Annotated in this window: 14 protein-coding genes and 1 pseudogene; 7 read left to right on the forward strand and 8 right to left on the reverse strand. The window is 36.7% G+C overall.

Annotated features, from left to right (window positions below):
* Positions 1–7 precede the first annotated feature (7 nt).
* Genes F1847_RS05275 through F1847_RS05285 form a run of 3 tightly spaced genes read right to left on the reverse strand, consistent with a single transcriptional unit; the run spans position 8 to position 3,340 of the window.
* Positions 8–1,099 carry a type IV pilus twitching motility protein PilT gene (locus F1847_RS05275; protein WP_150072044.1) on the reverse strand — a complete coding sequence of 364 codons (1,092 nt, stop codon included), beginning with the start codon at positions 1,097–1,099 and terminating at the stop codon, positions 8–10.
* A gap of 47 nt (positions 1,100–1,146) precedes the next feature.
* On the reverse strand, positions 1,147–1,581 hold the full coding sequence (locus F1847_RS05280) for an NIL domain-containing protein (RefSeq protein WP_150072045.1): 435 nt from the start codon (positions 1,579–1,581) through the stop codon (positions 1,147–1,149).
* Positions 1,582–1,597: 16 nt separating this feature from the next.
* Entirely contained in the window at positions 1,598–3,340 is a 1,743-nt protein-coding gene (locus F1847_RS05285; protein ID WP_150072046.1) for a YcaO-like family protein, read from the reverse strand.
* A 67-nt stretch (positions 3,341–3,407) separates the two neighbouring features.
* Here F1847_RS05285 and mnmA point away from each other — a divergent pair, with 67 nt between their 5' ends.
* Both mnmA and F1847_RS05295 read left to right on the forward strand, forming a co-directional pair.
* Positions 3,408–4,424 carry a tRNA 2-thiouridine(34) synthase MnmA gene (gene mnmA, locus F1847_RS05290; protein ID WP_150072047.1) on the forward strand — a complete coding sequence of 339 codons (1,017 nt, stop codon included), beginning with the start codon at positions 3,408–3,410 and terminating at the stop codon, positions 4,422–4,424.
* A 22-nt stretch (positions 4,425–4,446) separates the two neighbouring features.
* Entirely contained in the window at positions 4,447–5,949 is a 1,503-nt protein-coding gene (locus F1847_RS05295) for a UvrD-helicase domain-containing protein (protein WP_150072048.1), read from the forward strand.
* On the opposite strand, the gene F1847_RS05300 is transcribed toward F1847_RS05295, so the two are convergent.
* A complete protein-coding gene (locus tag F1847_RS05300) occupies positions 5,939–7,282 on the reverse strand; it encodes a sigma-70 family RNA polymerase sigma factor (protein ID WP_150072049.1) in 1,344 nt (447 codons plus the stop codon). The genes F1847_RS05295 and F1847_RS05300 overlap by 11 nt on opposite strands.
* 94 nt (positions 7,283–7,376) lie before the next feature.
* On the opposite strand from F1847_RS05300, the gene F1847_RS05305 reads away from it, so the two are divergent.
* A complete protein-coding gene (locus F1847_RS05305; protein WP_150072050.1) occupies positions 7,377–8,135 on the forward strand; it encodes a hypothetical protein in 759 nt (252 codons plus the stop codon).
* A gap of 7 nt (positions 8,136–8,142) precedes the next feature.
* Here F1847_RS05305 and F1847_RS05310 read toward each other — a convergent pair whose 3' ends face one another.
* Positions 8,143–9,222, reverse strand: coding sequence for a CCA tRNA nucleotidyltransferase (locus F1847_RS05310; RefSeq protein WP_150072051.1), 1,080 nt, complete (start codon positions 9,220–9,222; stop codon positions 8,143–8,145).
* Positions 9,216–11,087, reverse strand: a complete 1,872-nt coding sequence (gene mnmG, locus F1847_RS05315) for a tRNA uridine-5-carboxymethylaminomethyl(34) synthesis enzyme MnmG (RefSeq protein WP_150072052.1) — start codon at positions 11,085–11,087, stop codon at positions 9,216–9,218. The genes F1847_RS05310 and mnmG overlap by 7 nt, the downstream gene beginning before the upstream one ends.
* A gap of 319 nt (positions 11,088–11,406) precedes the next feature.
* Between mnmG and F1847_RS09350 the strand changes: the two are divergent.
* From F1847_RS09350 to F1847_RS05340, 4 genes and pseudogenes are all read left to right on the forward strand, one after another.
* Positions 11,407–11,830 (forward strand): annotated as a pseudogene (locus F1847_RS09350) (transposase).
* Complete coding sequence (locus F1847_RS05330; RefSeq protein WP_150072055.1) at positions 11,803–12,039, forward strand: transposase; 237 nt, start codon at positions 11,803–11,805, stop codon at positions 12,037–12,039. The pseudogene F1847_RS09350 and the gene F1847_RS05330 overlap by 28 nt, the downstream one beginning before the upstream one ends.
* Before the next feature lie 126 nt (positions 12,040–12,165).
* Complete coding sequence (locus F1847_RS05335; protein WP_150072056.1) at positions 12,166–13,080, forward strand: DMT family transporter; 915 nt, start codon at positions 12,166–12,168, stop codon at positions 13,078–13,080.
* A gap of 12 nt (positions 13,081–13,092) precedes the next feature.
* Positions 13,093–13,857: a pseudouridine synthase gene (locus tag F1847_RS05340; protein ID WP_150072764.1), complete on the forward strand. Its 765-nt coding sequence runs from the start codon at positions 13,093–13,095 to the stop codon at positions 13,855–13,857.
* Here the strand turns inward: F1847_RS05340 and F1847_RS05345 are convergent.
* Together F1847_RS05345 and F1847_RS05350 are read right to left on the reverse strand one after the other, a co-directional pair.
* Positions 13,803–14,264 carry a TIGR00725 family protein gene (locus F1847_RS05345; RefSeq protein ID WP_150072057.1) on the reverse strand — a complete coding sequence of 154 codons (462 nt, stop codon included), beginning with the start codon at positions 14,262–14,264 and terminating at the stop codon, positions 13,803–13,805. The genes F1847_RS05340 and F1847_RS05345 overlap by 55 nt on opposite strands.
* Positions 14,248–14,910 carry a protein-L-isoaspartate(D-aspartate) O-methyltransferase gene (locus F1847_RS05350; protein WP_150072058.1) on the reverse strand — a complete coding sequence of 221 codons (663 nt, stop codon included), beginning with the start codon at positions 14,908–14,910 and terminating at the stop codon, positions 14,248–14,250. Before F1847_RS05350 ends, F1847_RS05345 begins: the two co-directional genes overlap by 17 nt.
* Position 14,911: the final 1 nt, after the last annotated feature.

Here is a 14,911-nt window from a genome sequence, read left to right on the forward strand (position 1 = left end):
GCCGTTATTAACCAGGCATTTCGGTAAAGTCTAAAATCTCTTTATTTTGCACATAAGGAATAAACCTGCTCTTATCTACCGCCTTGATAAAGGCCTCCTCAGGGCTTATCCATTTGTTATTAAGATACTCCATGATGCAGTCGTCAAGAGACATCATACCATATTTCTTACCCATCTGTATCATCGAAGGTATTTGATGTATCTTGTTTTCTCTTATCAAATTTCTGATAGCAGGGGTAGCTATCATGATTTCCATAGCAACTATCCTACCAGGTCTGTCTATTCTTTTAAACATAGTTTGAGAAACAACCGCTCTTAATGCTTCTGATAAAGAAACCCTTATTTGGTCCCTTTCTTCTGGTGGAAAGGCATCTACAATTCTGCTTACCGTTTGGGCTGCACTGATGGTATGAAGGGTGGCAAACACTAAATGTCCGGTTAAAGCCGCCTCAAGGGCTAAAGAAATAGTCTCTAAATCTCTCATTTCTCCTATCATGATGATGTCAGGGTCTTCTCTCAAAGCAGCCCTAAGAGCATTGGCAAAGCTCTTAGTGTGGGTACCAAGTTCTCTTTGGTTTATCAAACAATTTTTCGGCTCGTGCACAAACTCAATAGGGTCTTCTATGGTAAGAATATAGTCATAACGCATCCTGTTGGCATAATCTATGATAGCTGCAAGGGTGGTAGATTTACCTGAACCTGTAGGACCGGTAACTAAAATCAACCCTCTAGGTAAAAGAGCTAAACGATTAAGGATTGAAGGAAGACCTAATTCTTCTACCGTCTTAATCTTATTAGGGATAAGCCTAAAGGCTGCAGCTACACCTCTTCTTTGACGATAATAGTTAACCCTAAACCTTGCTAAGCCAGGAAATTCATATCCCCAGTCTACCTCTCCTTCTTCTTCAAATTTTTTGATGACCTCTTCCGGAGCAATTTCATAAAGCATTTCTCTAAGTTCTTCATCTTCTAAGACCTTATACTTTACCCTCTGAAGGTCCCCATGAACCCTTAGAAGAGGGGGATTTCCTGCAGAAAGATGCAGGTCTGAGGCTTGAGTATCTACCATCAATTTGAAAAAGGCGTCTAACTTAGCCATTGTGTATAATTATTATAAAAATTTTCTAAAAAGTCAATGGTTTTTTCCTATGTGAAGCTCTCAACCTCTCTTTCTACGTGAACTTCCATCGCTTTAGTAATACAAACCGCTACGCAAAATTCACAAGCTGTACACTTTTCAGGATTAAATCTTACGTAAAAACTATCCCTTTCTATATAAAGAGCTCCTGTAGGGCAAGCGGCTGTACAATTTCCACAATGAATACATTTTTCTTCATTTTTGATAATCTGTTGTTCCAAAGACTTAACTTCTATTCCTACCTCTTTAAGGTAATTTAAGCCTTCTTTTAGTTTTTCAGGCGTCCCTTCAAGTTCAAGGATCATAATACCTTCTTTACCAGGAGTAATAACCGCTCTAAGGATATTAAAAACCAGGTCATAATCCTTTACCAGTCTATACACTATAGGTTTATCTACTATCTCTGGATTAAACTTAAGATAAAAACCCTTTTTGTAGACCACACTCAACCTCCAAGGTTTAATTTTGTGTGTTTAAAACCTTCCCACAATATTCTAATCCCATTTTAGCAACCGTCAAATCAGGATTAATTTCTAAGGCTTTTAAAAAGAAAACCTCTGCAGTGGGTAGCTGGTCTAAGGCTTTAAAACAATAACCTATGTTTGCATAATCTATAGCAGAAGCAGGGTTTAATTCGATCGCCTTAAAAAAGGCATCCATAGCTAAAAAATATTCTCCTAACTTATAATAAGCCCTTCCTAAAATATTGTAAAGTTCAGGAACCTCTTCTAAAGAGAGCCCTTGCGAGGCAACTTCTACCGCCTTTTTGTACTGTTCATCTTTTAGATAGGCATCAGCTAAATGGGTATAAAGGGCTATATTGTCATCTTCAAAGTCTATTAATTCAAGTGCCCTTTGATAGGCTTTAATCGCTCTTTCCAATTCTTGCAGTTCTTTATAGGTATTACCCAAAAAAGCCCAAAGATAATACTTTTCAGGTGCTTCTTTTATTAAATCTTCTAAAATCGATTTCTGAACCTCAAAAGGAAGATAAAGGCTTAGGGTCCTTACCAGTTGATAAAGGTAAGAAATTTTAGTTCTCTCCCTAAAAAGAAATCCTGGGATAACCGCATAAATCGCAGGAATTGATAAGTCTGGATGGGTTATATCAACCAAATAAGTTTGGTATCCTATGTCTTTTAAACGTTGGGTTAAAGTCTCAAGTTCCTCTGTATGGTTTTCAGCATAAAGATTTGGAAGATCCTGCAAGTTCACTTCCCCACTAATAGTGATAACTTGAGAGGCTTCTTCTAAGGTCCGAAACTTAGGAAGTCCGCTTTCTAAATATTTTCCTTCGGTATCAAAATCTCCTGCCAGTTGAGCTACCTCAGTCAAAGCCCTTATCAAAGCCCTTTCAGGAGAAGTACCTGTTCCTGCGGCATAAACGATTTCACTTCTTTTAGGATAAGTAGAAGGATCCATCGCCATTACCGCTATAGTAGGAACCGGCATACCTAAGGTCATGTCTCTTATCCATACCTTTATACCTAAACGTTCATAACAAGAGAGAAGGCTTTCTCCTTCTCCTGAAATAGACCCCCTTTTGATCTCAGCCATAGGCATACCTGTCCTTATTGAAAGGGCGTTTACATGTCTTTCTACCAACTCACAGATGGCTTGAACAGCAGCCTCTGGATAAGTATTCCCTCCAGCAGACCCGTTATACTCATAAAGTATCCAAAACCAATGAAAAGGTAAATATTTGACCTTTTTAGTAGTAACCTCTAACCCTGGAACAAACCACATAGGAGTCTTTTTTATATACCGATAGGCTATTTCTTTGACTTTATTTGTCTCTTCATCCTCTACAGACCTCAAAAAAACCTCCCAAGAAAGGGCTTCATCTCCTATTTCTTCAAAAGTAGTAAGCTTTCCTACATTTTCTACCGTTTGATAAAAAGAAAAAAGGGAAAATCTTTCTACCAGTTCCATAAGGGCACTTGCTTTGGCTAAAACCTCGGTAGAACCTTTCCCCATTTGTTTAAAATTTCCAGTAACCTTTTGTCCATCTATATCATAAAGACTTATATATACCGGAATCCCAAGCCTACCTTTATCTATCCTTTGAACCCCTTTATAAACCTTAAGCCCTAAACTTTTAAGCCTGTTTTCTACCCTGGATACCGTCTCTTCTGGAAGAGCTGCCTTATCAGCTATCACCTTTTTAGAAGGCTGAAAAAATTTTTTTAAAAGGTCTTCCATATCTAACTCCTTTGTTTATAATTTAAAAAATTAAATCGTTTTAGTAAACTTTATTTTACCATAAAACATGAAAATAGCTATTTGTCTTAGTGGTGGTGTAGACAGTTCTTTTGCAGCCTATCTTTTAAAAGAACAAGGTTTCTCTTTAGTAGGGCTTACGTTTAAACTTTTTGAGAACCAAGAAGAGATAGAAAAAGCGAAGATGATCGCTGAAAAACTTGAGATACCTCACCATATTATAGACCTTTCTCACGAATTTCAAGCTCAAATCATCTCCTATTTTGTAAAAACCTATCAAGAAGGGAAAACCCCAAACCCTTGTGCTTTATGTAACCGAAAAATAAAGTTTGGTAAGGTGCTTGAATGGGCCTTAAAAACTTTAAAGGTAGAAAAGTTAGCCACCGGACATTACGTAGGCTTAGAAGCATACCAAGGAGAAGTCCTGTTAAAAAAAGCAAAAGACCACAAAAAAGACCAATCTTACTTTTTGTCCTTGATAACTAAAGAGGCTTTGCCTTTTTTAACCTTTCCTTTAAATGGCTATCTAAAAGAAGATATCAAAAACCTGGCTAAAAAAATCTTTAACCTTGAAACTTCTAAAGAATCCCAAGATGTATGTTTTTTAAAAGGTAAATCTATAAAGGAATTTTTATCACTTTTTTTAAACCCTCAAAAAGGTCCGATAGTTTATAAAGACAGGGTAGTAGGTCAACATGAAGGGATATTTTTCTATACCATAGGCCAAAGAAAAGGGCTTAGAATTCCTTTAGGGAAACCTCTTTACATCATCCGTTTAGAGGCCAAGACCAACACCGTTTTTCTTGGAGAAAAAGAGGACCTTGCAGCCAAAGGGGTAGTATTAGAAAACCTAAACCTCCACCTTCCTATAAACCGATGGACTTCTCCTGAAGCTCAGATAAGATACCGTGCCCCTTTGGTAAAGGTTAAAGATGTGGTGCAAAAAGAAGAAAAAACCGAGGTTTATTTTAAAGAACCTGTGTTTGGGGTCACCCCAGGACAGGTTTGCGCCTTTTATGAGAAAGATTTTTTGTTAGGGGGTGGGATCATCGTAGACAAACTTTAAGTTTAAGCTATAATCAGAGCCTATGGAGCTCAGCCTAACCCAGGAACAACAAGAGGTCTTAAATACCTTTCAAGATACTCTTGTAATAGCCGGCCCCGGAACTGGTAAAACCTACACCTTGGTAGCTAAAGTTAAGCACCTTATAGAAAAGGATTACGTTTCTCCGGAAAAAATCTTAGTTTTAACCTATTCCCTTAAAACCTCAAAGGAGCTTAAACAAAGATTGATTAAGCATGGCTTAAAACATGTAAAAGTAGATACCTTTCACGGCTATGCCTATGATTTGTGGTGCCAACACCATCAAAAACCTCCTAAGCTGATTACCGAACAAGAAAAAAAAGAAATCTTAAAAAAACTTTTTGGAAAAACTAAAAACCCTCTAAAGCTACCTAACCATAAACTTAGTTTTTTTGAATACCTAAAAAAGAACCAGCTTTTAGACTTTGAGCTTTTACTTTATGAAGCTTTATCCCTCTCTAATATAAACTTCGCAGGTTATCATGTCATAATCGATGAGTTTCAAGACCTCTCAGAAGACATCCTAAAATTTTTGACCCTCTTTAACGATGCAACCTTTACGTTGTTTGGAGACCCCAACCAATCTATCTATGGATTTAGAGGGGCTAATCTTAAAAATCTGAAAGCTTTTTGGGAAAACTTTAGACCTAACCTTAAAATCCTTGCTCTTTCCCAAAGCTTTAGATGTCCTGAAGAAATCCTCAAACATGCTGAAAACTTTAAAAGCTCTCCGTGGGCAAAAATAACCTATACCAGTGTTAAAAAAGGTGGTAAGGTAGAAGGGATGTTTTTTGAAAAGACCTTTCAAGAAAAAGAGGTTTTAACCGATTTAGTAAAAAAACTTTTAGGAGGACTCCAATTAGAACAACAAACCCAAGAAGGACTTCCTCCCAAGGAAATCTTCGTGCTTGCCAGACTAAAAGAGGTCTTTCAACCTTTAAAAGAGACGTTTATTAAAGCCGGTATCCCGGTTAACTTAGTAGAAGAAGAAGCAAAAACCGCTTACGAAACCTTACAAGAATTTATCTCTGAGGTTCAAACCTCGGCTTTTTCTGTAGAAGACTTGATAAAAAAAGCCCATCCTAAGATTAAAACTTACTCAGAAAACCTTTGGGAGCTTTCAGACCAAAATAAAGAAAGATTTTTAGGCTATCTTCTTAGCACTCACTACTCAGACCTTATAGAGATAGACCAAGAAGGGGTTAATTTTCTTTCTATCCATGCCTCAAAAGGACTTGAGGCTGAAGTAGTCATTTTAGTAGGAGTAGAACAAGGACTTATTCCCCTTACCCTTTTTCAAGATACAGACGAGGAAGAAGAAAAAAGACTAATCTATGTCGCTATAACCCGAACTAAAAGAGAATTTTACTTTTCTGCGGTAAAAGAAAGAAAGGTTTATCAATTTTGTTTAAACTCTGGATTATCTCCTTTATTTAAAGGTATGCCCTTAAAAACCTTTAAACCTAAACCTCCTAAACCGAAGCAATCAAGCCTTTTTAGTCTCTAATATCAAATTTTTCCTTTTGAGCAAGTTGTCTCATCTTATAAAGGGCTTTTTTCTCTATCTGTCTTATTCTTTCTCTTGAGACCTTAAACATATAACCTATCTCTTCTAAGGTATAACCTTCGTATTCTCCAAGTCCAAACCTCATACGGATGATTTTTTCTTCCCTAGGAGAAAGGGTAGCCAGAAATCTCTTTATCTTGTCTGAAATATCTCTTTTTCTTGCTGTATCATAAGGGGAAGGGCTTTTTTTATTCTCTATAAAATTCCCAAGAGTGCTATCTTCATCCCCTATAGGGGTCTCCAAAGATACAGGCTCTTTTGAGGTTTCAAAGATAACCAAGATTTTTTCATAAGGAACGCCGGTTCTTTGGGACAGCTCTTCTGGGGTAGGCTCTCTTCCCAATTCTTTAGAAAGTTCGTAAAAAACCTTAAATACATAGTTTCTTAGTTCTAAAAAGTGCACCGGAAGTCTTATGGTTCTTGTTTTATCAAGAATCGCTCTGGTAATCGACTGCCTTATCCACCAAGAAGCATAGGTGCTAAACTTATTACCTTTTCTATAATCAAACCGGTATACAGCCCTCATCAAACCAAGGTTTCCCTCTTGGATAAGGTCTGCTAAAGATAATCCCTGCCTTACATATTTTTTAGCGATAGAAACTACCAACCTAAGATTAGCCTTTACCATTTCATCTTTGGCTTTTTCTATCCGGTTGATGTTCTTTTTTATATCAGCACAAAATTCTTTTATTCCTTGAATGCTTACCTTGTTTTTTTGACCTTTAACGTATTTTTCTTCTAACTCTTTAACCAATTTTTCCAGATAGTTAACATAAGTCTTTTTAGGTTTAAGATTAGGGTCTCTTCTTTGCCATTCTTGAACTACTGCTTTTAAGTCTATAATTTCCTTACAATCGATCCATGTTTCTTTTATCAATTTTAAAATATTATCAAATCCTTCTCTTATCTCTCTTGACAGTTCTTCTTCTCTTTCAGGGGTTAAAAGCTCATACTTACCCATTTCTTTGAGATACAGAGACAAAAGCTCCTCTGACCCAGGCTCTGAAATAGTCTCTTCTTCGGTTAATTCTCCTTCAACAAACGTTGAAAGTTCTTTGATCTTATCATGAACCTTTTTTTCTATATACTCTTCTCGTTCATAAGGATCTAATTCCTTTAGTTCTATCCCATAGCTCTCAAGAAGGTCAAAAATTTCCTCCATCTTGTCAGGGTCGTTATACTCTTCAGGTAAAATTTTGTTTAAAATCTCATAAGTAAGCTGACCTGTTTTTCCTAACTCTAAAATCTTTTCGTTAAGATCCTTTTGAGCCATTTACTTCAACCACCCCTTTTATTTTTAATTTGTTTTGTTAGATTATAAAATAAAATTTTTTAAAAAATAAGCATTAAACATTTAACCTTCAACCATGCTCGACCCACTTTTATTAAAAACTTTAAAATACATATTAAGCTATCACCCCGACGAGTTCGGTCTTATTCCTGATAATAATGAATTTTTCAAAATAAAAGAAATTTTTCAAGTTCTAAATTTTACTAAAAAATTTAAAAAACTAAACTTAAACATATTAAACCAAGCTTTTTCTTATTATTATAGAGATTTTTTTGAATTTTTAGACAATCTCAACTTAGTCAAACCTAAAGAGAAAAAATACTTACCTCCTTTACCGGTAGATTTATCACAACTTTATAATTTTAGAAAACTTTGGACGTTTGTCAAGCCCAAGGTCTGGTATCAGTTATCTTTAGGCGAAAAACGGGTGCCTAAAGATAGGAAAATACCTGTGTTTACTGAAAAAGAACTGGCAGAAAATTGGGCTAAAGCCAAAGGTAGTCTTGTGATAGAGGTTTTACCTTATAAATTCCCTGAAAACCTCGAAGTCTTTAAATTTGGCGAAAAAGTATTTTTACTCAGCTATCTTAGTTATGACTTTTTAAAGGGACCAGCTATAGACCAAAAATTTATCCGCAAATATTTACCTCCAGAAAAGCCTGCAGAAAAACCATCTCTTATCATACCTTTTAATCAGCCTATAATATCAACCCAAGATAACAATCAACCAGACCAAGACCTCCCTTTTAGAAAAATTACCCACGGTAAAAAGAAGGAAAAACCCTGGAAAAAATACCAAAAAAAGAAAGCCAAACTAAAAACAGACACCGATTAAGTTTAATTCAACCTAAAAGTTGTTTTAAAACCTCGATTAACCTAACCATTTGATAAAAATAAGGCTTTTTTTGTAGTTTTTTAGGAAAAGGTTGTTTTTTTTGAGAAAAATAAAAACCTTTGTAAACGTCTCTTAATAAATCCATAGACCTTTCAAACAATCTTCGGTTAAACCTAAAGGTAAAAAACAACGCAAAAAACAGACATAACAACTCCTTTCTCTCAAACACAGGAACAGGTTGAAAAGACAAAGGACGATATGGTTTGTTTATTAAAGGTAGAAAAATATAAGCAAAAAGACAAATTCGCTCTTCAAGACTTAAGCTTTGGTCTTGAGAAAGTCTGTTTAAAAAACTCCAAACGATCCTTTCATCTACCGACTTCTCTTTCTCCATCTTAAGATAAAAAGGATATATCTGATAAAGAATCCCAGATTTTTTAAAAAGCCCAAACCAATCTGCCACCCAAAACCCACTCAAATCTTTTAAAATCTCATCTCTTAACCTTTCCCAAGCTACCTTTCTAATTAAATGAGAATTTCTTAGAATTGCTTCCCAAGTTGTTGTTTCGATGTTAAATTTTAATCTTGATGCATGTCTTATAGCCCTTAACATACGAACAGGGTCGTATAAAAACCTTTGGTCTGGGTCTCCTATAACCCTTATAATACCTGCTTTTAGGTCTTCTAAACCTCCTACATAATCTATGATTTCCTTCGAAAAAACATCATAAAAAAGGGCGTTTATCGTTAAGTCTCTTCTTAGGGCATCTTCTTCTGGGGTGCCATAGTTTTCTTTTATTTTTCCGTCGTATTCCTCTTTTCCTCTAAAGGTGCTTACTTCTACATATCGGTTCTTGTCTAAGTATACGTGAACTATAGGAAACCTTCTTCCTATGATAAAGGCCCTCCTTGGGAAAAGGGCTAATACTTCTTTAGGGGTAGCTGTAGTTCCGATATCATAGTCCTTAGGCGCTAACCCTAAAAGAAGGTCTCTTACACACCCCCCTACCAAATAGGTAGTATATCCTTGTTGTTTTAAACGTTTTATGATTTTTAATTCTGGCTTAGGGACAGGAAGGATTAACACTTTTTCTTCTTTAAATAAACCTGAATAGCTGAGATAGCTGCAGGAGTAGTTCCTGGGATCCTTAGTGCCTGGCCTAAGGAAGTAGGCCTTATCTTGGTAAGTTTTTCACGCACCTCGTTAGTAAGTCCTGGTATTTCATAGTAATTAAGGTCTTCTGGTAACTTTATATTTTCCAAACGTTTAAACTTTTCCACTTCTTTAAGCTGTCTCTCTATGTATCCACTATATTTTATCTCGGTTTCTACCTCTGAAAGTACCTCTTGGTCAAACTTTTTTAATTCAGGGATAAACTCTGCTAAATCCTCTATGTCTATTTCTGGCCTTCTTAACAGATCATAGGCTTTGGTGGTTTGTTTTAGTGGAGCTAAACCTTTGCTCTGAAGATATCCGTTTATCAAGTCAGGAGAAACTCTAATTTCCTGAAGAAGTTGCCGTAATTTTTCTATGTTTTGTTTTTTATCCACAAACCTTGCCCATCTTTCTTCATCGATAAGCCCTAACTTTTTTGCCTTTTCGGTAAGCCTTAAGTCTGCGTTGTCTTCTCTTAACAATAATCTATATTCTGCTCTTGAAGTAAAAATCCTATATGGCTCATCTACCCCTTTGGTTACTAAATCATCTATCAAAACCCCTATATAAGCTTCAGAACGGTCAAGAATAAAAGGCTCCTCTTCCTTTACATAAAGGGCTGCATTGATACCTGCAATAAGCCCTTGGGCTGCAGCCTCTTCATACCCTGTAGTACCGTTTATCTGACCTGCTAAAAATAAACCTCCTATCAGTTTAGTTTCTAAGGAAGGTTTAAGTTGGGTAGGAAAAACAAAATCATGTTCTATACCATACCCTGGCCTTAAAATTTCTGCCTTTTCCAGCCCAGGTATACTTCTTACCATTTTCCATTGAACGTCTATCGGAAGGCTGGTGCTTATTCCGTTGGGATAGACTTCTATAGTATCAAGGCCTTCAGGTTCTATAAAAACTTGATGTCTCTCTTTGTCTGGAAAACGAAAAACCTTATCTTCTATAGAAGGACAATATCTTACCCCTCTTCCTTTAATCTTTCCGGTAAAAAGAGGGGACCGGTCTAAGGCATTTTGGATTATTTTGTGGGTCTCTTCGGTCGTATAGGCAATAAAACAAGGTACTTGAGGAAGTGGTGGGCGCTTACCTATGTTTTTAAAGGAAAAAAGAGGTGGAGGAAAATCTCCCCATTGAATTTCTAACTTAGTATAATCTATGGTACGAGCATCAAGCCTTGGACAAGTCCCTGTCTTAAACCTTCCAAGTTCAAACCCCAATTCTTTTAGATTATCTGCCAGCCTATTAGAAGGAGGGTCTCCAAGTCTTCCTGCTGGAAAGCTTTCAAGCCCTATATGAATAAGGCCATGAAAGAAAGTTCCTGGTGCTATTACCAACGCTTTAGCCCCAAACTCTTCTCCAGCCTTGGTCTTAACCCCTATTATTCTTTTATCTTTTACTAAAATTTGAGTAACCAATCCTTGTTTAATAAAAAGATTAGGGACTCTTTCTAACCTTTTTTTCATCCTAACTTGATATCTAAATCTATCTGCTTGGGCTCTGGTAGCCCTTACCGCAGGACCTTTTTTGGTGTTAAGTTTTCTAAATTGAATCCCTGTTTCGTCTATGGCTAAGGCCATCTCACCGCCAAGAGCGTCTATTTCCTTTACTAAATGGCCTTTACCAATCCCTCCTATAGAAGGATTACAACTCATCGCCCCTATTCTTTCAAGGTTTATGGTAATAAGAAGGGTCTTACATCCCATCCTGGCAGACGCTAAGCAAGCCTCAATCCCAGCATGACCTGCTCCTATAACTATAACGTCAAAATGGTCAAGAAAAACCATAACAACCTACCTCAGCTTGATATATCCTTTTTTATTTATCCCAAACTTTTAATTATTATACCACATCAAACTTTCTCTCAAATCCCTGACCTCTTAACAATTTCTTGTATAATCCCGGTAGTGTCTAATTAATTGTGTAAAGACTTGAAGGAAAGGGATGGTAGCTTCCCCTCCTTTCTGATAGGTTTGGGTATTAAGCATTGGGAAAGCTACCGTGAAAAAAAAAACTAAAACTTTAACAAAACAACCTATAGAAGGGATTCTAAACTTTTTTCAGCAAGAAGTCAACAATCTTATTAAAAACCTTTTATAAAAGCTTATGCTTGAAGAAAGAAGGATTTATTTAGAAGAGCAAGAAGACTATGCAAACGGTTTTTATACCAGAGATTTACTTACAAAGTATGGGAAGGTCCAAGATTTAAAAGTACCCCGGGTCAGGAATGGTGGTTTTCGTGTCTTCCTACTTCCTGAAAGAAGGAGGGCTGAAAAGCATTTCCCGGTTAATAAAGGTGACTGAAGATGAAGTAAAGAGTTGGAGGGAAAGAGCTCTTTCAGAGGAGTATTTGGCAATATTTTTAGATGGAACTTATTTGTCTATTCGGCGAAATGAGGTAGCAAAGGAGCCAGTATATTTAGTTTTAGGGATAAAGCCTGATGGGAGAAGAGAGATACTTGGATTTTGGATATTTGGGTATGCCAGGGAAAGTGCTAAGAATTGGGAAGAAATTTTAAAAAGGATTTAAAAAGGATATATAGAGCAGAAACAGAAGAAAGAGCTAAGGAGGGGATATTAAGATTAAGGGAAAGATGGGGTAAGGTATATCCTAAGGTAGTGAAGAAATGGGAGGATAAAGCGTATGCATTATTGAGATTTTTGAGATATCCGAAGTTATACTTGATCGTGAAGGAGATGGATGAGAGGTTAAACTTAAGCAAGCTTAGGAGGATTTGATAAGATTAAATTTGGGAACTACCATACCCTTTCTAATAAAATTTTTACACAATAAAAGAAACACCATGCTTGCTGTCCCGGGTTATCTCTTTCTATTTTTTAACAAAATGGTAAAATAAAAAAACTGTGAATAAAGCTTTTTTTTATCTTGGAATAACCATTCTTTTTTTTAGCTCCTACGAAGTAGTAGGAAGAACCCTTACAGGTATCGTAAACCCCTTTCAGGTTATTTTCTTAAGGTTTCTAATTGGGGGAATTTTTCTTCTTCCCTTTGCCCTAATAACCCTTAGAAAAAGAGCCTTAAACCTTAGCCTTAACGACCTATTCTCACTTTTTCTTTTAAGTTTGATTAATGTGGTTATTAGCATGTGTCTTTTACAGATAGGCATCAATCAGACCAAAGCCAGTTTGGCAGCTGTAGTCTTTAGTTCAAACCCTCTTTTTGTAGTTCTTTCTGCTTACTTCTTTTTAAAAGAACCCTTAACTTTCCACAAAGTTTTAGGATTAGCCATCGGTCTTATAGGGCTCTTTCTTACGTTTTATAAAGATTTAAACATAGACCCTTCTTACACCTATGGGATAATAGCCTTGATTTTTTCAGCCCTAACCTATGGCATTTACACCGCCTTTGCACAAAAGGTTACTCAAAAGATAGATAACTTAGTGATGAATTCCCTTTCTTTTCTCATAGGAAGTCTACTTTTGCTACCGATTCTTTTAATCAACCAACAACCTATTTTTTCCCTTCCTGAAAAAGCCTGGATACCTATCCTTTATCTTGGAGTTTTTGTAACCGGGGTAGCCTATTATACCTATTTTAAAGGACTTAGTCTAACTAATGCAGGTAGTGGTTCTATGATTTTTTTTGTCAAACCGGTTTTAGCAAGCTTTTTAGCCTGGGTTTTTCTTTCTGAAAAAATAACTTCCCATTTAATTTTGGGAGGAATTACCATACTTATAGGTATATTCTTGGCTCAAAAGGAAAATCAAAAAAGCTTGAGTCTCGACCCCAAAAAGCTAAAATACTTTTTTAGGGGATAAACGTTGAACAAAATGAGACTAAACAAGTTTTTAGCAGCCTGTGGGGTAGCCTCAAGAAGAAAAGCAGAAGAACTTATAAAACAAGGAAAGGTTTTTATAAACGGAAACATGGTCACCGACCTTTCCTATACGGTTGATCCTAAAAAAGATGAGGTAGTGGTAGAAGGGAAAAAAGTTTCTTTACCAGAAAAGGTTTACTACTTATTTTATAAACCTAAAGGTTTTTTAACCTCACTCTATGACCCACACCATCGTGAAACCATAAAGGTGTTTTTAGAAAAACTGCCTCAAAGGGTCTTCCCTGTAGGTCGCCTTGATAAACACAGCGAGGGGTTACTTTTACTCACCAACGACGGAGATTTAGCCAATCTTCTTCTTCACCCTAAGTATGCGGTAGAAAGACGTTATTTAGTATGGGTAACTCCTAAATTAAACGAAAAAAAAATAAACCAAATGTTAAAAGAAGGGGTAAACATAGAGGGTAAAGTAGTTAAACCTGTTGTCTTTAGGTTGATTAAAACCGAGGGTAAAAACTATGTTTACGAGGTATGTGTAAAAGAAGGTATTAAAAGAGAGGTTAGAAAGATGGTAGCCTATTTGGAAGGGAAGGTTCACAGACTATTACGGGTCCAGTTTGGTCCGTTAGTTCTGGAAAATCTTAAACCAGGAGAAATAAGACCTCTTTCTAAAGCAGAACTACAAAAACTTTTTAGGTTTGTATCTCAGCTAAAAACCTCTAAAACCTTAGCCAAAGCCTCCTCAGGGGAAGACACATAATAAACACCTGATAGGTTTTCCCAGGTGTGAAGACCTATCACCGGTTTCCACATCTTTAATGCCAAAGCTATTTCAGAAAGGGTTCCATATCCCCCTGAAACCGCTATTACCGCCTCAACCGACCTTATTAAAACTACGTTGCGTGCATGTCCCATGTCAGTAAGGATTAACACTTTAACATAAGGGTTAGCCTCTTCAGGCTTATGACCAGGTAGGATACCTACGGTAATAGCCCCTGACTCAACAGCGCCTTTACAAGCTGCTTCCATTACCCCACCTAACCCTCCGGTATAAACTATAGCCCCTTTTTCACCTAAAAGTTTACCTACCTTATAGGCTATCTGGTAGGTCTTTTCATCGGTAATCCCTGCCCCTATCACCGCTATCCTTTTATTCTTTAAATCCATAAGCCCCCACCAATTTAACAAACCTTACCGGTTCTAAAGTCTGGGTTATAAGTTTCCCGTTTTTTTTAATCCCTTTTATCAATATTTGAGAAAATTCATCTCCTACTGGAATAACCAATCTTCCGCCCTCAGCCAACTGGTCTATCAAAGGTTGTGGAATTTGAGGAGAAGCTGCGGTGACGATGATAGCATCAAAAGGTGCTACCTCAGGCCAACCTAAGCTTCCGTCTCCAACTTTAAAAGAAATGTTTTTATAACCTAAACTTAAAAGCACCTTTTTTGCTTTTTCAGAAAGCTCGTAATCCCTTTCTATAGTATAGACCCACAAGGCAATCTCCGCAAGGATGGCCGTTTGATATCCAGAACCTGTCCCTATTTCTAAAACCCTTTCTTTACCTTTTAATTCTAAAGCCTCGGTCATAAAAGCAACGATATAAGGCTGAGAAATGGTTTGCCCCTTCCCTATAGGTAAAGGAAAATCTCCATACGCCTGGTCTCTTAAAGCCTCCTCTACAAAGAGATGTCTCGGAACCTTTAACATAGCCCGAAGTACCTTTTCATCTTTAATACCTCGGGCTATTATTTGAGACTTAACCATTTTTTCCCGAGAAATTCTATACAGGTCTTTGTCGTAAAAACTTTGCATA

This window comes from Thermodesulfobacterium sp. TA1 (genome assembly GCF_008630935.1).
Classification (GTDB): Bacteria; Desulfobacterota; Thermodesulfobacteria; order Thermodesulfobacteriales; family Thermodesulfobacteriaceae; genus Thermodesulfobacterium.

What these genes read in the sequence shown, in the direction of transcription:
- F1847_RS05300 (WP_150072049.1), bottom strand. Translation starts at nt 7,282, where the DNA reads ATGGCTCAAAAGGATCTTAACGAAAAGATTTTAGAGTTAGGAAAAACA.
- F1847_RS05295 (WP_150072048.1), top strand. Translation starts at nt 4,447, where the DNA reads ATGGAGCTCAGCCTAACCCAGGAACAACAAGAGGTCTTAAATACCTTT.
- F1847_RS05285 (WP_150072046.1), bottom strand. Translation starts at nt 3,340, where the DNA reads ATGGAAGACCTTTTAAAAAAATTTTTTCAGCCTTCTAAAAAGGTGATA.
- F1847_RS05305 (WP_150072050.1), top strand. Translation starts at nt 7,377, where the DNA reads ATGCTCGACCCACTTTTATTAAAAACTTTAAAATACATATTAAGCTAT.
- F1847_RS05340 (WP_150072764.1), top strand. Translation starts at nt 13,093, where the DNA reads ATGAGACTAAACAAGTTTTTAGCAGCCTGTGGGGTAGCCTCAAGAAGA.
- F1847_RS05350 (WP_150072058.1), bottom strand. Translation starts at nt 14,910, where the DNA reads ATGCAAAGTTTTTACGACAAAGACCTGTATAGAATTTCTCGGGAAAAA.
- F1847_RS05275 (WP_150072044.1), bottom strand. Translation starts at nt 1,099, where the DNA reads ATGGCTAAGTTAGACGCCTTTTTCAAATTGATGGTAGATACTCAAGCC.
- F1847_RS05345 (WP_150072057.1), bottom strand. Translation starts at nt 14,264, where the DNA reads ATGGATTTAAAGAATAAAAGGATAGCGGTGATAGGGGCAGGGATTACC.
- mnmA (WP_150072047.1), top strand. Translation starts at nt 3,408, where the DNA reads ATGAAAATAGCTATTTGTCTTAGTGGTGGTGTAGACAGTTCTTTTGCA.
- mnmG (WP_150072052.1), bottom strand. Translation starts at nt 11,087, where the DNA reads ATGGTTTTTCTTGACCATTTTGACGTTATAGTTATAGGAGCAGGTCAT.